This window comes from Rheinheimera fenheensis (assembly GCF_039871805.1).
GTDB lineage: Bacteria > Pseudomonadota > Gammaproteobacteria > Enterobacterales > Alteromonadaceae > Alishewanella > Alishewanella fenheensis.
Genome location: NZ_JBDPJM010000014.1, coordinates 42,499 through 60,212, shown reverse-complemented (window position 1 = coordinate 60,212; position 17,714 = coordinate 42,499). Strand labels below are relative to the sequence as shown.

Here is a 17,714-nt window from a genome sequence, read left to right as displayed (position 1 = left end):
TTATAGGGCGTTTTAAAACACGTGCAAGCGGTTAAGTGTGAAAACCTGTGTTTTTGTGATCGTTCGCAGAAAAATTGCACAAACCGCTTTAAAAGCCAGCAAAAACGCTAAGGTTTTGTGTTCCTAATCGCTATTGCAGCTTTTAAACGGTTTTTGCCATAGCTAAAAGCTTTGTTAAATACTGAGTGCTCTACCGGAATATACTGTCTTTCGGCTGGGGATAGCCAGGGGATATCCTCGGTATCGGGATCGTTGATATACACAAAATGTTCGTCAACCGCACACACCACCACCCAATGCGGTGCTTTGCTTTTGTCAAACTGCCAGGTACTGATTAATGCCAATAGCAAAGCACCTTGGTGTAATAGCTGCTTTATATCATCGATGGTCAGCTCTTTAAGCTGAACTGGAATTGCCTTTTGCTGCACTTTTTGCCGGAACGACTCATGTACCCGCTGCAAAATCTGTTTTTTTACTTCGCTGCGTACCGTATCAGTAAAAAGGGGGCCGTCTTTATTCAGATAGATTTCCGCTGCAAAGCCACGCTTAACCGCGGCGAGGGCTAAGCCTCGCGGGCCACAACCACCGTGACCAGATGTCATAAATATAGTAGTGGCCTCTCGCCAGATGTCTATTTCAAGCGCATAAGGGCCAAACTGGCCAGGCTTGAAGTAGTTAAACACCATCAATAAACAGGCCGGGCCACAGGTAAAAGGAGTGGTCTGATGAATATAAGGCACCTGTCGTCTGACCGAACTGCTGTCAAACTGAATGATCTGTTTTTGCATGCAGATGGCATCGGAGTGATCTTCGTAGAAATCATGCTTAACAGCGAACTCGTGATAGTGCAATTTTTGATATAAGCGGATAGCAGCAACATTATCCTGCCGCACTTCCAACCTGAGTAACACACAATTACGCTCAGCGGCTGTCTGCTCTGCCTGTTGCAATAAAAATTCGGCGATGCCCTGTTTACGATAAGCCGGCGATACTGCCAGTGAATAAAGTCTTGCCAGGCTGGTGCCTCTTCTGTAAAGCAGTAAAAAATACCCAACCAGCACGCCGTCAAGCTCTGCCACATATAAGTCGCTGCGTTTTTCGCGTAAAAATCGCTTGAAACTGCGCACACTAAGACGGTCTGAATTAAAACAAGCGAACTCCAACGCCAATAAAGCAGACACATCACTGGCTCTCGCTAATCTGCTAACTAATGACACCTCACTATTATTTACTGCCATTACTGCACTCTTGGTTGCCTTAAGCTAAATTTTTACTAAGTTTAGGATAAAGCGCGCTAAGCAAATGAAAATTCGATAAGAAATTTCGTTGTTTGCCAACATTACAGGAGCAGAGATGGCCAAACTGATCATTGTCGTCGATAAAGCACAAGATTGGGCACCCTATTATCAGTATGACGGCGTGATGACTTTAACTGCCTATTTAAAGTGGTCAGCCAAGAATAAGCAACGTACCCGGGTAATTAACCTATGCCGCCAGGCTCAGTATTTAGGTACCGGTTATTACTGCTCTTTACTGGCTGAAGCGCGTGGCCACAACGTTATGCCCTCGGTAAGAGCATTTAATAAATTTAACCGCCACGAAATAGCCGATATTGCCGAGGAGATCCCTGGCAGTATTTTAGGCCAGCTGAATAAAGCGCTGGCGGGTGAGACAGAAACACAGCTGGTTTTTAATATTTACTTCGGTGAAACCGCAATTAAAGCCTTAAAGAAGGTGGCGGCCTATTTATTTGAAGCCTTTCCGGTACCTATTCTGCGTGTAGAGCTGCAGAAAAAGACCAGCTGGCAGGTAAAGACCTTAAAAATAGGCAGCGTAAATAAACTGGACGAACATGAGCAAAGCTTTTTTGGTAATACACTGGAAAAATACAGCCACAAGATCTGGCGTTTAGAACCAACGAATAAAAAGTACAAATATGATTTAGCCGTGCTGGTTGACCCTAAAGAAAAATTTCCTCCCTGCACGCCAAAATCACTAGAGCTATTTACCAAAGCCGCGCGCAAGGCCGCTATGGATACAGAACAGATCAGCGCTAAAGATATTCATCGCCTGGCAGAGTTCGATGGTTTGTTTATTCGAGAGACCACATCAGTCAACCATCACACTTTTCATATGGCATTAAAAGCAGAACGCGAAGGGCTGGCCGTCATTGATGACCCTAATTCAATATTGCGATGCGGTAATAAGGTGTACCTGCAAACACTATTTGAACAACACAAGGTACCGATGCCAGATGGCATTTTGCTATTTAAACAGGATGAGGACAACCTGGAACGCGCAGCAGATACCTTGGGCTTACCGTTGGTGCTAAAAATTCCAGATGGCAGTTTTTCCCGCGGTGTGGTTAAAGTAAAAACCCTGACTGAACTTAGAGCTCAGCTAACAACCTTGTTTGAACAAAGCGCTATTATTCTAGCGCAGCGTTACACCTTTACTGAGTACGACTGGCGTATAGGCGTGCTAAATGGCATGGCCCTTTTTGCCTGTAAATACTTTATGGCCCGCAACCACTGGCAAATATACAAGCATGGCAGCGCCAAAACACAAAGCGGCGGTTTTACCACGTGCGCCATCAGTGAAGTACCACGCCATGTTATCGATGCTGCGCTTAAAGCCTGCGCCCCGATAGGCGATAGCCTTTACGGTGTTGATATTAAACAGGATGGCGATAAGGTTTATGTAATTGAAGTGAACGATAACCCTAACATCGACGATGGTGTAGAAGACCTATATCTGGGTAATAAATTGTACGATCTACTGGTAGAAGACTTTATTCGCCGCATCGAACTAAAACGGTAAAATTTTGGCACAAAAAAACCGGCTTTAGCCGGTTTATTTGGTGCAGATGGAGAGACTCGAACTCTCACGCCTTGTGGGCACAAACACCTGAAGCTTGCGTGTCTACCAATTCCACCACATCTGCATTATGTTTCGCGCTCAGCGCTTAACATGGCGTGCAGTATAGCGACTTTAAAACAGCAGTCAACTGTGAAACTGCACATTTTCTGCTGTTTTGCACTGTTCGGACAAATACTAGGCAAAGCGCCTAGTATTTCGCCTTTTTCAGCAAACCAATCTCCTCTAAACGCTGCATTAGGTAGTCGTTTGAATTAATTGGTTCAGGGTAACGATTAGGATTATCAGCACTGATACAAGTTGAGAGTGTTTCAATTACGTAATCCGGGTTGGGGTGCATAAAAAACGGTATTGAGTAGCGAGGCTCACCCGCTGCCGCACCAGCAGGGTTAACAACCCGGTGTGTGGTCGATGGTAATACATGATTAGTCAGGCGCTGTAACATATCGCCAATGTTGACCACGATTGTGCCTTCAATAGTCGTGACCGGCAGCCAGCTACCATCACGCCGCAATATCTCAAGACCCGCTTCGTTAGAACCCACTAACAGGGTAATAAGATTAATATCTTCATGCTGACCGGCACGGATAGACTGTGTACTGGTATCTTTAATTGGCGGATAATGAATCGGCCGCAAAATTGAATTACCGTAGTTCACCTTATCAGCAAAATATTTCTGCTCTTGTCCCAGATAAAGTGCCAGGGCTTCCAGTACCGTATTACCTAACTTTTCCAGTTCTGTGTACAGAGCATAAGTTGCTTGTTTAAAGCCCTCTACCTCTTTTGGCCACACATTAGGATACAAACTGGGATGCGGCGCTGGGCCTTGCAGCTCACGGCCAACATGCCAGAACTCTTTTAAATCTGGGTGATTTGAGTCTTTTGCTTTTTCAACCCCAAAGCCGGTGTAACCGCGTGCACCGCCCTGCCCTGGTTTATGGTATTTTGCTTTAACCTCAGTCGGTAAAGCAAAAAACTGCTTAATTGCATTGTAAGTATTTGCTACCACTTCATCCGGAATACCGTGGCCACTAATGCCGCAGAACCCAAACTCAGTGTAGGCCTTGCCAATTTCGGCAACAAAGTTATCTTTGTCGGTGGCAAACCGTCTTATATCTAACGTAGGAACTTGCTTTGTCATATAAAAGACCTGTTTTTAGCCTAAAGTAAAAAAGAACCCTGCAATAGCAGCGCTCATCAAGTTAGCTAATGTTGCTGCCAACAGAGCTTTTAAACCCAGCTCAGCAATATCAGCCCGGCGACCTGGCGCCATACCACCCAAGCCACCTAATAAAATAGCAATTGACGAAAAGTTAGCAAAACCACACAAAGCAATAGTCACTATCACCTGTGTATGGGCACTTAACTGCTCCTTCACCTGCACAAAGTCGAGGTATGCGACAAACTCATTTATTACCAGCTTTTGGCCGATAAAGCTGCCAGCCATGCGTGCCTCATCCCAAGACACGCCTAAAATAAAGGCCAGCGGCTGAAATACGTAGCCGAAAATCAGTTGCAGTGTTAAATCGTCTTTACCAAACCAGCCGCCCACGCCACCAACAATGCCATTAACCAGCGCAATTAAACCGACAAAAGCTAACAGCATAGCACCTACATTCAATGCCAGTTGCATACCACTGGACGCACCGGCTGCAGCGGCATCGATCACGTTAGTATGAGGCTTTTCGGTATTAATTTCTGTCAGTTCATTTTTTGGCTGCTCAGTTTCCGGCAGGATCATTTTTGCCATTAAAAAGCCACCGGGCGCAGCCATAAAGCTGGCGGCTATCAGGTACTTTAACTCCACGCCCAAGCCAGCGTAACCGGCCAGTACTGAACCGGCAACAGATGCTAAACCACCCACCATAACGGCAAACAACTCGGAACGTGTCATAGTGGGAATGAAAGGCCGCACGATTAACGGCGCTTCGGTTTGACCGACGAAAATATTGGCTGCAGCCGACATCGATTCTGGCCGGCTGGTACCCAGCACTTTTTGCAAACCACCGCCTATAATACGGATTACCCAGGTCATAATACCGACGTGATACAACACCGCGATTAACGATGAAAAGAAGATAATAATGGTCAGCACATGGATGGCAAAAATGAATCCCTGGGAAAACTTACCCAGATCACCGAACAAAAACTGAATACCGGCGTTGGCATAGCCAATTACGTTAGCCACCACCTGAGAGATGTTGTACAACACATCTTGGCCAAAAGGTACGTAAAGCACAAATGCGCCTATTGCCAGCTGAATAGCAAAGGCGCCGCCCACGGTGCGCCAGTTAATACGGCTACGCTTGGCTGATGCCAGATACGCTACCAGTAACAGGGCTGCAATGCCCACTAATCCCATCATCGGTTATTCCCTGATTATTGTTATTCTGCCAGCAACTGGCGGATTTTTGCTTTTATAATGTCAATAGCAATTTGGTTTTTACCACCACGGGTAACCACTAAATCGGCATATTGTTTGGAAGGGGCGATAAACTCAAAAAATGCCGGACGCACCGAGTTCTCATATTGCTCAGTGACCGAGCTTAAACTACGGCCACGCTCTTCTAAATCCCGCTTTATCCGACGCAGTAAACAGATATCCAGTGGCGTATCCATAAATACGGTGATATCAAACTGCTCACGCAACTGCTCATCAGTTAGCAGTAAAATGCCTTCCACCAGAATCACTTTGGCCGGTTGTACCGCAATGGTCTCTTCAGTTCGGGTATGGGTTTTATAGCTGTATTGCGGCATCTGTATTGCTTTACCAGCGCGCAGTGCGCGTAAATGCGCCGCCAGTAATTCATGCTCGAACGCTGCAGGGTGGTCGTAATTGGTTAGCGTTCGCTGCTCAAAAGACAAATGGCTCTGGTCACGGTAATAGGCATCTTCGGACAAAATGGCGATACGCTCACCACCCAGCTCAGCCACCAGTTCTTGGTAGACTGTTGATGCGAAAAGACTTTTACCAGACGCCGAAGCGCCGGCAATAGCTATGATAGTGTTTTTTCCCACTGAAACGTTCACTTTTGCAGAAAATAGCTGCTGATTATCGCTAAAAAGTGCTTATTTAGAAATAAAAAAATGCCCGCATTCAGCGGGCATCTTTAATTTGAAGCAACACTGGTATTAGAACTTGTATTCAAAGCCTAAACGCATGCTCCAAAGAGATGGGTCACCCGCACGGCCTTGAACTGGGTCTACGCGACCAGCATTGAAGGTGTTGTACAGGAACTTGTTATCGGCTGTAGTGCCAAAGTTCGCTACGTTTACTGCACGTGGGAAGCTAGTTTCATACAACACACCCCAATCATCATTGATAAGGTTGGTTAAGTTATCAATCACGAAGAACAGGCTAGAACGGTGGCCTTCCATAAAGCCCGGTAATTCCTGCTCGAAACGGAAGTCTACTTTGACCCACCAATCACTGTTAAATTCGTTACGAGGTGCATAGCCGCCTGCGTACTTATCTAAACCTTCACGGTTGATAAATGCAAAGAATGCATCAGTATCAAAGCTATCTGCAAACTCAACGTTAGGATCGTTTACGCCAGTTGGTACATACAGCAACTGTCTACCAGTGAAGATATCGCCATTGCCGTTCATGGTGAAGCTGTATGGGCGACCTTCGTTGGCTGAGCCAAACAGGCTAAATGTAGAATCATAGCCATCCATTAACTCCACAGTGTAAGTTGCACGCAGTGTGAAACGGTGTGGAATTTCATAGTTTGATTTCGCAATACCAGGATTTTCGAAATCAGCCGTTGCCAGGTTACCGTAGTTAGAGTAAGCCACTGAACTGGTCATTGGATTTACATCTTCTGAATCGGTATATGCATAAGCAGCAGTCAGATCTAAACCAAAGTCATAAGACTTGCTAACCGAAATCGACGCTGACAGATTGGCACCTGAGTCACCATTCACGTTAGTCAACAGGAAGGCCTCTGGCACACTACGTGGAATTGACGGGTACAGCGGACGACCGTCTGGTAATACGCCGATCGGACCAAAACCACCCTCTTCTGAGCGTCTTAAATCAGATACGATAGCCGCATCTTCTTTTTTGGTGTATAGCAAATCTGCCATCACCACATAGCCGCTGTCGAAGGTGTAAGTAGCGCCTAACGCATACTTCCACTCTTTAGGTAATTTAAAGTTTGGATCTAATGCATTTACAGGACCACGACCATCAGCAGCAGTAACTTCATCAAAAAGTTGCTGAGGGATATCAATTAACGGACGGCCTGAACCAGTGTGTGGAATGTCAAACAGTGTGTTATCTGCATTGAAAAAATCACTTGGTGTAGATGCCTGATACAGTGAAACGCCATTGTTTGAGTAATTATTAGATAACCAAACATTTGGGTTACCGCCTGAATATAGGCCGATACCACCACGAACCTCAAGCTCTGGGCTTGCCATCCAGTTAACACCTAAACGTGGTTGCAGCAGCCCTTCGCCGTCTAGGGTGGCATCATTTGCAAACCCGTAAGTATCGGTAAAGCTCTGATTTACACGTGGTGTATCACTGGTAGTGTACCAGTCGTAACGCAAGCCATAAGTTAAGGTTACATCGTGATCAACAATGTAAAACTCATCTTGCACATAAGCGGTGTTTACTGCGTATTTAAACTGGCCTGCACCATCAATCGGGTTGTTAGTGCCAGCGGCGTTTTCATAAATGGCTGATGACGGAATACCCGCAGCAAAATCTTCAATAGAGTTAAATACGTATTCACCCTCAGTTTCCTGAATAAACAGGTTGAACACATCGTACTGTTCGCGCTCAACGCCAAAGCTGATTGAGTGGTCACCATACAAGTAGGTACCAGCAAATTTAAAGAAAGTGGTTTCATAAGTTAACTTGTTAGAGTGACGTGAGTCGTCAGCGCCCAAATACACTGTAGGGCCAACACGCAGTTGAATTTCACCAACCTCAGTACCGCCTAACGGGCTTACACGAGCATCAAGCTCAGAATAACCTAAACGAACTTCAGTAGAGAAGTTATCTGTCCAGTCAGAGAATACGTTCGCTACGTAAGAGTTAAACTCCGCACCACGCTCATAGAAGTGGCCTGAGAACTCAAGCTCGTCATCATCTCCATCAGATTCAGCAATAGAGAAGCCATCGTTATAGTTATAAGTAAAAGCAGCGCGGTGACTGTCATTAATAAACCAGTCAAGCTTCAACAGAATTTTTTCGTCTTCAACCGGAATACTCGATGGGAATGAGCCCGGTTCAAAACCATAAACCTCACGGGCAATACGTGCAATTTCATCGACTTGCTCTAATGTAATGCCAGACACTTCGCGGGCAGCATTTGAACCTTCAGGGCCACGGTCGAAGGTATCAGCGCCTTCTAACTTTTCATAAGCAGCAAACCAAAACAGCTTGTCGCTAACGATTGCACCACCACCATTAAAGCCATAACGACGCTCATTGAAAGCACCAACATTAATTTTGTCGCCTTCCAGCTTGTCACCCTGTAAAGAATCGTTTGTGTAGTCAAAGAACACGCTACCACTGAACTCATTACCACCGGACTTTGTTACAGCGTTGATGTTACAGGCAGTAAAACCGCCGTATTTCACATCAAACGGAGCCAGTTCAACAGCAACCTGCTCAATCGCATCGTAAGAAAACGGCATGCGCTCGGTTGGATAGCCACTTGAGTTTAAACCGAAGTTATCGTTGGTACGCACACCGTCGACCGTAAGGCTGTTAAAGCGTGGGTTTGCACCAGCACACTGGATATCACCAGCATTTGTTTCGTTAATATAGATGCGTGGATCAACGCGCACCACATCGCGTAAATCGCGGTTAATCGCTGGCGTATTGCGTAAATCTTCCAGATTGAAGTTTGCTGCAGGGCCCGTGCCGCCGTAGTTAGAGTTGCTAATTGCCGTTCCGGTAACCGCAATCCGCTCAACGTCTGGCTGCTGCACTATCACGTTAAGGTTCTGGGTATCACCAAGAGTAAGAAAAACATTGTCAACAGTTTCAACCAGGCCATCGGCGCTCTTTACTGTCAACAAATATGGGCCGCCAACCTGCAAACCGCGTGCAGAGAAAGTACCGGTTTCGTTAGTTGTCAGAGTACGGGTAGTGCCGCTACGCTTGTCGGTTAGTGTTACTGTAGCATTGGCAACTGTAGTACCGGCTTCAGTAGTAACAACACCCCGAATAGCTGATGAAGTTTCTTGTGCCAGAGCGATATTGCTTGCGCCTAAAGCGAGCGTTACCGCAAGAGCTATACTTTTAATTTTCATATCGTTTTCACCTGGTAGTTGTAGGTATTTATCTAAAATCCATTTGAATACAGTTGTTGTGTTCAATTTGGGAGATAATGGTAACTAAACCATATTACACTTTTCTTACGCCCATCTGATTTACGGGAACTTTTTGTTCCTCTCATTGTCCTAGGCGGTTGCAATATAAGTGTAACATAGCTGGTCTGAGTTGCGCACTAGACGACTTAAAATTGACTAGAAAACGACTTATTCTAGCTTTTCATTCATTTACTGGTGTTTATCCAGTTAGCGTTTTATGCTATCGCGCATGAAAAATCTCTTGTCAGCCGCCTAAATGTTAACATTACCTAAAGCGCTGTTTATCGGCGCGCTGCTCTGCCTTGGAGCCAGTACAGCTATGAATGCCAAAGAAATTACCTTTGCTACCTTTAATGTCAGTATGGAAGCACAAAACTATCTGCCGCGTGGTGAGCCGGGCGATGGTGAGGTATTGGCTAAGCTGCTGCAAACTGACGATCAGCCACAGATCCGTAACATTGCCCAGATTATTCAGCACGTGAGACCTGATGTGCTGCTATTGAACGAGTTTGATTATATTGCCGCCCCTGAGCAGGGTGTAAAAGCCTTTATCCGTAATTACTTAAATAAACCGCAGGGTAACGCCAAAGCGATAGATTACCCCTATTTTTACTACAGCACGGTCAACACCGGCCAGCCTAGTCCTTTTGACTTAGACAACGATGGTAAAGCGACCGGCGTTGGCGCCGATGCCTGGGCCTTTGGCTTTTACCCGGGCCAGTATGGCATGCTTTTGTTATCAAAATACCCACTAGATAACGCTAAAGTGCGCACTTTTCAGCACTTTAAATGGAAGGATATGCCAGGCTTTATGCCCACCAAAAAAGCGGATGGCAGCCCTTGGTACAATGCTGATGCCTGGCAGCAGTTCCCGTTGTCGTCCAAAAGCCACTGGGATATCCCGCTAACGATTGACGGTCAGACGGTGCATATTCTGGCCAGCCATCCGACACCACCGGTTTTTGACGGCCCGGAAAACCGCAACGGCATTCGTAACCATGATGAATTGCGCTTTTGGATAGATTATTTAACGCCGGGGCAAAACCAGTATATTTATGATGATAACGGCAACAAAGGCGGTTTTAGCCATGGCGAGCGTTTTGTGTTGCTGGGTGATTTAAACGCCTCTGCCGAAGGTGAAGGCGATGCCATTAACAGTGCCATCAGCGCGCTATATCAGCACCCCGCCGTTAACAACAGCCAGCCACCAAAAAGCCTGGGCGGTAAAGAGCACAGCCCGGATAACCCGCATGGTGCGGTACATACTGCCGGCTGGCGTATGCGGGCTGATTATGTGCTGCCGTCAAAGCAAGGCTTCACGCTGATGGATAGCGGTGTGTTCTGGCCAGAAAAAGCCGATCCACTGTATCCGTTAGTCGGTTCACGCGGTGCCAGCTCAGATCATCGACTGGTCTGGGTAAAGTTAACATTAAGCGCTGATTGAATCAGCGCCTCTTAAGGCAGAGCTTTAATTAAAATCGCCGCACCAGGTTTTGTACATGCACTGTCACTTCCTCGCGGTCATGGTATAAGTGCTTTGCCTGCAGCCGGTATTTGATGCCGGCTGATGTGAGACGCTGCTCAAACTGTTTCAGAATATCGCACAGCGTTTCATAGCGCTTTTTCATTGGCAGCTTCAGGTTGAAGATGGTTTCCTGACACCAGCCGTTAATCAGCCAGTCGGCAATCCGCTCGGCCACCCGCTGCGGCTGCTCTATCATGTCGCACACCAGCCAATAGTTGTTTTTGCGCTGCGGTTCAAACTTAAAGCCATCAACCATTAAATGCTGCACCTGACCGGTCTGCATTAAAGACTCCGCCATAGGGCCGTTATCAATGGCGGTAACCATCATACTGCGCTTCACCAGCTGATAGGTCCAGCCACCAGGGCAAGCGCCCAAATCTACCGCATGTAAGCCTCCGGACAGTCGCGTATCCCACTCACGTTTAGGGATAAACTGTAAAAACGCTTCTTCCAGCTTTAATGTACTGCGACTTGGCGCCTCAGCGGGAAACTTAAGCCGCATAATGCCATTTTCCAGCGGGCTGTTATTCTCCGGGTACGACACCCCAATATAGCCCTGCTGACCACTTAATAAAAACAAATGCAGCACTGCTGCCCGTTTTTGCTCTTTTTGCGTCAGCACGCCCGCCTGGCGCAGCGCCTGACGCAGCGGTACTGTAAGTTTACGCGCCAGCGTAGATAAGGTTTTACCGTCATTGGTATCGGGGTACTCTACCCGCAACTCGCCACAGCCGGTTAGCTCTGCTGACAATAGGGCCTCAAGCACCGGCGCAATGCGATCAGCCGGTGGTAAATCAAGTAAACCCGCTTGCAGTAAGCTCCACTGGCGAATAAAGATAAATTGTTCAAAAGGATAGTCACGGTAAAACGCCGCCAGACTGTCGCTGTCATAGGCTTCAAAAATAACAAAGCCGCTGTCATTTTGCAGCTTACAAAAGCCACCAGTGTTATTAAGAGCCGCTTTGTGCTGAATTTCTGCCGCGCACTCCTTTTCAAAACCCGCCCGGCAATACAGTAATAGTTGTCTCATATCAGCTCCGCCGCCACGCTGTTATTGCCAGCAATAACCAGGCAGCAATTAGTAACTGCCCGCCTACCGGGGCCAGTTGTGAATAATATAGCGGCAGTGCAAACACACCCGCCAATAAGGTCCAAACAAAACAGCAAAGCCCCAGATGCCATAACAGCGCTACCAGTCGCTTTAACCGGCTGCTACTTTGTGACAACCCTAAGGCCAGCAGTGCCAGGGCATGAAACGCTAGCATGCCAAGCGCACTTAACACTCTGGACAGCTGTTCAGCGGTTAAATCGCCTTGCCACAGGTGCATCAATACGGCGCTCAGTGCCACTACCGCAGCACCGTAAAAAGCACTAATACTGTTACTTAACTGCCAAAAGTACTTCATCAATTTTCCTGCTACAAAAGGCTGCGGCTGCACTAACTAACTGCAGCTGAGTCAAGCCACTTTTAACCCGGGGCACAAAGTCATGGTTCGCATCAGTCAGCCAGTAAAGCTCAACTGTCGGCCAGTGTTTATTACTCAGCTCATCTTTGCTACCAAAAGCATCCCGCTCGCCCTGGGCGATATACAAAGGTGCAGCTAAATCTGCAAAATGCTCAGTACGCCACTGCGGCTTGTTCGGCGAATGAAACGGATAACCAAAGGCAAATACCGCCTGCACCGCGCTGTGACCACTCAACAATGACGCCACCCGCCCGCCCATAGACTTACCACCAATAAATAACGGCAAATCTGCCGGGCACTGCGTTATGTGCTGGCTAAACTCGTCAGCTAACAGCGGAATTTTCGTGGGCAACCGCCGTTTGCCCTCATCAAGCGCCTGCTGCATATAGCCAAAATTAAAACGCCACACTTCAATTCCACATTCAACCAGCGCACAGGCCAACTGCTGCATCACCTCGCTATTAGCACCGGCACCAGCGCCATGCGCCAGCAGCAAGCGCGCTTTCGCATTAGCCGCCTTGTTAATTAGTACCTTAGTCAAGCGCCACCGCATTGGTAAACTGCTGTTCAGCAAAGGCGGCTTGCTCTGCTTCGACCATTTGTGTCATCCACTGACGAAAGGCAGTAATTTTACCCAACTCAGTCTGGCTTTCACGGCACACCAGATAGTAAGCGTCTTTCGAGATAAGTACATGGTTAAACGGCACTATTAACCGGCCGGAGTTAATATCGGGCCGGGCCAGCACATTGTGCGCCAGCGCCACGCCTTGGCCATGAATCGCCGCCTGCAGAACCATCGATGAGTGGCTAAAAATCGGCCCCTGATTCACATTAAAATGCTTAAAGCCCTGAGTAGTAAACCAGGCTTTCCAGGCACGGCGCGAGCCATCGTGCAACAGGTTATGGTACTGCAGATCGGTCGGCTCTTGCAGCGGTTTGCTACTGTTTAACAGCAACGGTGAACACACCGGCAGTAGATATTCAGTATGCAGCTTATCAGCATGTAAGTTACGCCAGGTGCCGCGGCCATAATAAATGGCCACATCAACATCATCGGTCAGCGAGCCCTCGTCCAAATCAACCGCTTTTATGCGTACGTCGATATCGGGGTGTTGCTCACTAAATTGATTAAGCCTGGGTACCAGCCACTGAATAGCAAAGCTGGGTTGCAGGCTTACTGTTAACGAACCCTTAGCACCGCGTGCCAGCAGCTTTTCTGTCGACTCATGTAACTGCAAGAAAATTTCTTTTATATCGAGAAAATAACTTTGCCCCTCTTCAGTCAGCAGCAAAGAGCGGTTTTTGCGCATAAACAGCTTAAGGCCAAGATGGTCTTCCAGCGCTTTGATCTGATGGCTAATAGCGGCCTGCGTAACGTACATCTCTTCCGCCGCCTTGGTAAAGCTTAAATGGCGTGCTGCGGTTTCAAAGGCTTTCAGTGCATTAAGAGGGGGTAAGCGGCGCGCCATAAGCTCTCGCAAAAGTAGGTTAATGATAAAAATTTCTAATGCGAATTATAGCGCTGCCACTGCCGCCGCGCCAGCGGCAGTGTTAGATACGTTTATTTATCGACAGGCTTGTAACCTTCAATTTCAACATCTTCGCCTTTAAACAAGAAGGCTTCCATCTGTGTTTCCAGCAACTTTCTGTGCTCCGGGTTCATCATGTTCAACTTTTTCTCATTAATCAGCATTATTTGTTTCGCCTGCCACAGGGCAAAGGCCTCTTTACTGATCGAGTTAAAGATTTTTTTGCCCAAATCACCCGGATACAACTGAAAATCCAACCCCGGTGCGTCCTTTTTCAGATATTCACAAAATACGGTACGGCTCATACCTGTGTTTCCTCCTGCTCTGACGCTGCAGCGACAACCTGCGCAAACAGCTGCTTGGCCGGTGCAGACAGTCCCACCGGCGGAATGGCGTCTATTGTAAACCAAGTTGCCGCAGATTGCTCCTGCACCTGCAGCGGTGCTTTAACGAGCACCGCTAACTGCGGTTGCACCCATAAATGAAAATGACTAAAGGTATGCCGAAAGCCTGCCAGCTCAATTTTTTGGCTAAGTTCAAGGGCGTTGATAGCGATAAATTGCTCGCGCTCCGCTGCCGAGGCAAACTCAAAAAAACCATACAGGCCGCCCCACAGCCCCGACGCTGGCCGCTGCGTTAACAACAGTTGCTTATTGTACTGCAACAGCAACCAGAAACTTTGTCGCTCTGGCAGGGCTTTTTTCGGCTTTTTGCCGGGATAACGCGCTTGCTCAGCGCTAAGCGCCGCTTTACATTTTAACTTTAGCGGGCAATCAGCACAGCGCGGCTTACTGCGGCTACATAAACTGGCGCCTAAATCCATCATTGCCTGATTAAACTCTGCTACGGTCTCAGCGGGCGTAATTTGCTCTGCCAACTGCCAAAGCTGTTGCTCTACCGCTTTTTCACCCGGCCAGCCGTCAACTGCGGCAAAGCGCGCCAGCACCCGCTTACAATTGCCGTCTAAAATCGGATAATGCTGTCCAAGTGCCAGCGACAATACAGCGCCGGCGGTCGAGCGGCCAACTCCAGGCAGCGCCAGCACTTGGTCAAACTGCTGCGGAAACTGTCCATCATAGTGTGCGGCTATCTGCTGTGCCGCTTTGTGCAAGTTGCGGGCCCGGGCGTAATAGCCCAGCCCGGTCCATAAATGCAATACATCATCTAATGGCGCTTCAGCTAACGCTTTTACATCGGGAAAACGGCTGATAAAACGCTGAAAATAAGGTATTACGGTGGCAACCTGCGTCTGCTGTAGCATCACTTCACTAAGCCAGGTGTTATAAGGGCTTTTATTTAGCTGCCACGGCAGGCTTTTACGGCCATGCTGGCGATACCAGTTAACCAGCTGATTTGAAAACCAAATTGCGTCTTGTTGCTGCAGCATTTTTACCTCAATTTTAGATCCCGCGCAGTATAAGCAGCAAGGCTTTGCTTGCCAACCTGAATCGGCGGTTGAGCAATAGCGTCAATACAAGGATAATACGCGCCAATTACGCATATTGGAGCAGACAATGACAGACACGCACGACCAGCCAGCACAACAACAGGGCGAGACCTATATGCGCAGGATCCGCTCTTTTGTACTGCGTGAAGGCCGTTTAACCAAAGGGCAGCAGCACGCACTGGACACATACTGGGCCGACTATGGTGTCGACTACCAACCACAGCTTATTGACTTACCAGCGCTGTTCGGTCGGGACAACCACAAGGTGCTGGAAATTGGCTTTGGTATGGGTAAATCACTGGTCCAAATGGCTAAGGCCGCGCCAGAAAAAGACTTTATTGGCATTGAAGTGCACAAGCCCGGTGTCGGTGCCTGTTTAGCCGATGCAGTGACCCAGCAGGTTAACAACCTGAGAGTGTTTGAACATGATGCCGTTGAAGTATTAGAGCAGATGCTTGCCGACAATAGCCTGGACACGGTGCAGCTTTTTTTTCCTGATCCCTGGCACAAAAAGCGCCATCATAAGCGCCGCATCGTACAACCGGCCTTTGTACAGTTACTGCGGCGTAAGTTAAAAGCCGGTGGCGTGTTTCATATGGCGACCGACTGGGAAAACTACGCTGAGCATATGCTTGAGGTGATGTCGCAGGCCGAGGGCTTTGTTAATCTGGCCGATGATAGCCGTTATGTCGAGCGCCCCGAGCACAGGCCTCTGACCAAATTTGAACAACGTGGTCAGCGTCTGGGCCATGGTGTTTGGGACCTGATGTTTAAAAAGGAAAGCTAAATGCTCGCCACCACCAGTCAACTGGTTCTACGCAACATTAATGACTTAAACGGCCGGGTGCTGTTAGTTGAGCCTCAGGCCGACAACCTGGCCAGCGAGCTATTGCACCTTTCACCACAGCTTGACATAAGCTGCTACAGCACAGATGCAGCTGTCGCTGCCTGCTGGCAGCAAAGTGCGGTAACCCTGCACACCGAGCTTAGCCCAGAGTTTACTCAAACATTTGATACGCTAGTGCTGTTTTACCCCAAAAGTAAAGAGCAGCTTGGTTTTACCCTGGCGCAACTAGCAACGGCGATAAGCCCGGCTACTCAGGTATTTGTTGTAGGCGATAATAAAGGTGGCATTAAAAGCCTACCCAGCCATGCAGAAAAACTGGCGCTTAATGCCAATAAATTAGATAACGCAAAGCATTGCCTGTGGTTTTCGCTGTTTGGCGACTTTACTGCTTTACCCCAGATATCAGCCAGCCAGTTCAGCATTGAAAACGATGGCAAAACACTCAAGCTATGCTCATTACCCGGTGTGTTTAACCATGGCAAGCTGGATATCGGCACCGCGTTGTTACTGGACAACTTACCGCCGATAAGTGGCGGTAAAGTACTTGATTTCGCCTGTGGCTGCGGTGTAATTGGCGCCGTATTAAAACGCCGTCACCCTGCCATTGAGCTGTACAGCTCGGATATTAGCGCTTTGGCTGTGGCGTCAACTGAACTTACATTAGAGGCTAACCAGCTACAAGGCTCAGTCCTATTGGCCGATGGCTTACCGGCTCAACCCAAGCAGTTTGACTATATTGTCACCAACCCACCGTTTCACACTGGCATTAAAACCGACTACAGTATTGTGGAAAGCTTTATTCAGGGCAGTGCCAAACGTTTAAACCCGCAGGGCAACCTGACGCTGGTGGCAAACAGCCATCTGGCTTATCTGGATCTATTACAGCAGGCCTTTAAACGGGTTGAAATTATTGCCAAAGCAAATGGTTTTGTCGTATACCGGGCTTTTCCATAAGGCGATAACGGAGACACATGATGCGAATACACTTGGTGCTAGTCCTGCTTATCGTCGCGCTTTCAGCGCCGGTACAGGCTAGCACTAACTGCATTCAGGACCCGAAGCGGCAAAACGCCTGTCCGCACCTGCTATACCGGGCAGTGCAGCTGCCGGGTGCCTCCAGCAACAGCGTGCTATGTGTTTGTGTTACAGACTTTGCCCCGCTATTAACGCCAGCAAAGAATGAAGCTGAGCAAATTAGTCAGAACATGACAAGGCGTCAGCTTGAAGCCCAGCATGGCGATAAACTTCAAACCGTATTAGACATACTGAAACAACGGCGTTAGTCGCTAAGCAGCACCAGACGCTCAGCAAAACTGCCCAAACACTCCTCCTTTGCCGTGAATAACACCGGGACCAAAAACAACTGCCCCTGCTCTACCCAATAAATAGCATTTTGCTCAAACTGCTGTGCCAGTGCCACTGCCTGTGGTTTATCACACAACACTATCCAGCTTTTTTCCTGAAAACTCCTATCAGGTGCACTCCCTATTACTGAGCGATGAGGTAAACGCTGCTTGTTCAGGCAGGCTTGAAATTCGTTATCGCGGCGCAAGTTAAGGTAAGGATGCTCAGTGTGCCCGGCAGGATTCTGCGCACTGATAATGGCAAAATCGACATCACACTTAAGTGCCTGATGGCACAGGAAGATACTCGTTTTATAACTTTCCCACAGGTTCATAACCAAACCCAA

The 17,714-nt window shown here is 47.9% G+C and carries 17 protein-coding genes and 1 tRNA gene; 5 read left to right on the top strand and 13 right to left on the bottom strand.

All coding sequences use genetic code 11. The features are described 5' to 3' along the window. Nucleotides 1-107: 107 nt before the first annotated feature. A complete protein-coding gene (locus tag ABGI61_RS15950) occupies nt 108-1,238 on the bottom strand; it encodes a peptidase C39 family protein (RefSeq protein WP_347603096.1) in 1,131 nt (376 codons plus the stop codon). Between the two features lie 115 nt (nt 1,239-1,353). Here ABGI61_RS15950 and ABGI61_RS15945 point away from each other — a divergent pair, with 115 nt between their 5' ends. Continuing rightward, nucleotides 1,354-2,820, top strand: coding sequence for a RimK family ATP-grasp domain-containing protein (locus ABGI61_RS15945; RefSeq protein WP_347603093.1), 1,467 nt, complete (start codon nt 1,354-1,356; stop codon nt 2,818-2,820). A 38-nt stretch (nt 2,821-2,858) separates the two neighbouring features. Here ABGI61_RS15945 and ABGI61_RS15940 read toward each other — a convergent pair. The 5 genes from ABGI61_RS15940 to ABGI61_RS15920 form a co-directional block, all read right to left on the bottom strand. Continuing rightward, nucleotides 2,859-2,944 (bottom strand) — tRNA-Leu (locus ABGI61_RS15940). Nucleotides 2,945-3,067: 123 nt separating this feature from the next. After that, nucleotides 3,068-4,018 carry an isopenicillin N synthase family dioxygenase gene (locus ABGI61_RS15935; RefSeq protein ID WP_347603090.1) on the bottom strand — a complete coding sequence of 317 codons (951 nt, stop codon included), beginning with the start codon at nt 4,016-4,018 and terminating at the stop codon, nt 3,068-3,070. Nucleotides 4,019-4,033: 15 nt separating this feature from the next. Beyond that, a complete protein-coding gene (locus tag ABGI61_RS15930) occupies nt 4,034-5,242 on the bottom strand; it encodes a NupC/NupG family nucleoside CNT transporter (protein ID WP_347603087.1) in 1,209 nt (402 codons plus the stop codon). Nucleotides 5,243-5,262: 20 nt separating this feature from the next. After that, nucleotides 5,263-5,895 carry a uridine kinase gene (gene udk, locus ABGI61_RS15925; RefSeq protein ID WP_347603084.1) on the bottom strand — a complete coding sequence of 211 codons (633 nt, stop codon included), beginning with the start codon at nt 5,893-5,895 and terminating at the stop codon, nt 5,263-5,265. A gap of 114 nt (nt 5,896-6,009) precedes the next feature. Continuing rightward, nucleotides 6,010-9,150 (bottom strand): TonB-dependent receptor, encoded by a 3,141-nt coding sequence (locus ABGI61_RS15920; RefSeq protein WP_347603081.1) that lies wholly within the window; start codon nt 9,148-9,150, stop codon nt 6,010-6,012. Nucleotides 9,151-9,466: 316 nt separating this feature from the next. On the opposite strand from ABGI61_RS15920, the gene ABGI61_RS15915 reads away from it, so the two are divergent. Next, nucleotides 9,467-10,654 (top strand): endonuclease/exonuclease/phosphatase family protein, encoded by a 1,188-nt coding sequence (locus ABGI61_RS15915; protein WP_347603078.1) that lies wholly within the window; start codon nt 9,467-9,469, stop codon nt 10,652-10,654. Between the two features lie 28 nt (nt 10,655-10,682). On the opposite strand, the gene rlmM is transcribed toward ABGI61_RS15915, so the two are convergent. From rlmM to mutY, 6 genes are all read right to left on the bottom strand, one after another. Further along, nucleotides 10,683-11,765, bottom strand: a complete 1,083-nt coding sequence (gene rlmM / locus ABGI61_RS15910) for a 23S rRNA (cytidine(2498)-2'-O)-methyltransferase RlmM (protein WP_347603075.1) — start codon at nt 11,763-11,765, stop codon at nt 10,683-10,685. 1 nt (nt 11,766) lies between these two features. Then, a complete protein-coding gene (locus ABGI61_RS15905; protein ID WP_347603072.1) occupies nt 11,767-12,141 on the bottom strand; it encodes a DUF423 domain-containing protein in 375 nt (124 codons plus the stop codon). After that, nucleotides 12,116-12,742, bottom strand: coding sequence for an alpha/beta family hydrolase (locus tag ABGI61_RS15900; protein WP_347603070.1), 627 nt, complete (start codon nt 12,740-12,742; stop codon nt 12,116-12,118). The genes ABGI61_RS15905 and ABGI61_RS15900 overlap by 26 nt, the downstream gene beginning before the upstream one ends. After that, the gene (locus tag ABGI61_RS15895; protein ID WP_347603068.1) at nt 12,735-13,670 is read right to left on the bottom strand and encodes a transcriptional regulator GcvA; all 936 of its coding nucleotides are present in this window, start codon (nt 13,668-13,670) and stop codon (nt 12,735-12,737) included. The genes ABGI61_RS15900 and ABGI61_RS15895 overlap by 8 nt, the downstream gene beginning before the upstream one ends. Nucleotides 13,671-13,762: 92 nt before the next feature. Continuing rightward, nucleotides 13,763-14,035 carry an oxidative damage protection protein gene (locus tag ABGI61_RS15890; RefSeq protein WP_347603066.1) on the bottom strand — a complete coding sequence of 91 codons (273 nt, stop codon included), beginning with the start codon at nt 14,033-14,035 and terminating at the stop codon, nt 13,763-13,765. Continuing rightward, entirely contained in the window at nt 14,032-15,117 is a 1,086-nt protein-coding gene (gene mutY, locus ABGI61_RS15885) for an A/G-specific adenine glycosylase (protein WP_347603063.1), read from the bottom strand. The genes ABGI61_RS15890 and mutY overlap by 4 nt, the downstream gene beginning before the upstream one ends. Before the next feature lie 127 nt (nt 15,118-15,244). Between mutY and trmB the strand changes: the two genes are divergently transcribed. Genes trmB through ABGI61_RS15870 form a run of 3 tightly spaced genes read left to right on the top strand, consistent with a single transcriptional unit; the run spans nt 15,245 to nt 17,307 of the window. After that, complete coding sequence (gene trmB, locus ABGI61_RS15880) at nt 15,245-15,964, top strand: tRNA (guanosine(46)-N7)-methyltransferase TrmB (RefSeq protein ID WP_347603060.1); 720 nt, start codon at nt 15,245-15,247, stop codon at nt 15,962-15,964. Then, nucleotides 15,965-16,978 carry a methyltransferase gene (locus ABGI61_RS15875; RefSeq protein WP_347603057.1) on the top strand — a complete coding sequence of 338 codons (1,014 nt, stop codon included), beginning with the start codon at nt 15,965-15,967 and terminating at the stop codon, nt 16,976-16,978. It begins immediately after the preceding gene. 17 nt (nt 16,979-16,995) lie between these two features. Further along, nucleotides 16,996-17,307, top strand: coding sequence for a hypothetical protein (locus tag ABGI61_RS15870; protein ID WP_347603054.1), 312 nt, complete (start codon nt 16,996-16,998; stop codon nt 17,305-17,307). Here ABGI61_RS15870 and ABGI61_RS15865 read toward each other — a convergent pair. Further along, complete coding sequence (locus ABGI61_RS15865; RefSeq protein WP_347603051.1) at nt 17,304-17,702, bottom strand: DUF3293 domain-containing protein; 399 nt, start codon at nt 17,700-17,702, stop codon at nt 17,304-17,306. The genes ABGI61_RS15870 and ABGI61_RS15865 overlap by 4 nt on opposite strands. Nucleotides 17,703-17,714: the final 12 nt, after the last annotated feature.

Bases quoted from the DNA above. Each gene is read 5' to 3' on its own strand.
- ABGI61_RS15950 (WP_347603096.1), bottom strand. From the start codon at position 1,238: ATGGCAGTAAATAATAGTGAGGTGTCATTAGTTAGCAGATTAGCGAGA.
- ABGI61_RS15945 (WP_347603093.1), top strand. From the start codon at position 1,354: ATGGCCAAACTGATCATTGTCGTCGATAAAGCACAAGATTGGGCACCC.
- ABGI61_RS15935 (WP_347603090.1), bottom strand. From the start codon at position 4,018: ATGACAAAGCAAGTTCCTACGTTAGATATAAGACGGTTTGCCACCGAC.
- ABGI61_RS15930 (WP_347603087.1), bottom strand. From the start codon at position 5,242: ATGATGGGATTAGTGGGCATTGCAGCCCTGTTACTGGTAGCGTATCTG.
- ABGI61_RS15920 (WP_347603081.1), bottom strand. From the start codon at position 9,150: ATGAAAATTAAAAGTATAGCTCTTGCGGTAACGCTCGCTTTAGGCGCA.
- ABGI61_RS15915 (WP_347603078.1), top strand. From the start codon at position 9,467: ATGTTAACATTACCTAAAGCGCTGTTTATCGGCGCGCTGCTCTGCCTT.
- rlmM (WP_347603075.1), bottom strand. From the start codon at position 11,765: ATGAGACAACTATTACTGTATTGCCGGGCGGGTTTTGAAAAGGAGTGC.
- ABGI61_RS15905 (WP_347603072.1), bottom strand. From the start codon at position 12,141: ATGAAGTACTTTTGGCAGTTAAGTAACAGTATTAGTGCTTTTTACGGT.
- ABGI61_RS15895 (WP_347603068.1), bottom strand. From the start codon at position 13,670: ATGGCGCGCCGCTTACCCCCTCTTAATGCACTGAAAGCCTTTGAAACC.
- ABGI61_RS15890 (WP_347603066.1), bottom strand. From the start codon at position 14,035: ATGAGCCGTACCGTATTTTGTGAATATCTGAAAAAGGACGCACCGGGG.
- mutY (WP_347603063.1), bottom strand. From the start codon at position 15,117: ATGCTGCAGCAACAAGACGCAATTTGGTTTTCAAATCAGCTGGTTAAC.
- trmB (WP_347603060.1), top strand. From the start codon at position 15,245: ATGACAGACACGCACGACCAGCCAGCACAACAACAGGGCGAGACCTAT.
- ABGI61_RS15875 (WP_347603057.1), top strand. From the start codon at position 15,965: ATGCTCGCCACCACCAGTCAACTGGTTCTACGCAACATTAATGACTTA.
- ABGI61_RS15870 (WP_347603054.1), top strand. From the start codon at position 16,996: ATGATGCGAATACACTTGGTGCTAGTCCTGCTTATCGTCGCGCTTTCA.
- ABGI61_RS15865 (WP_347603051.1), bottom strand. From the start codon at position 17,702: ATGAACCTGTGGGAAAGTTATAAAACGAGTATCTTCCTGTGCCATCAG.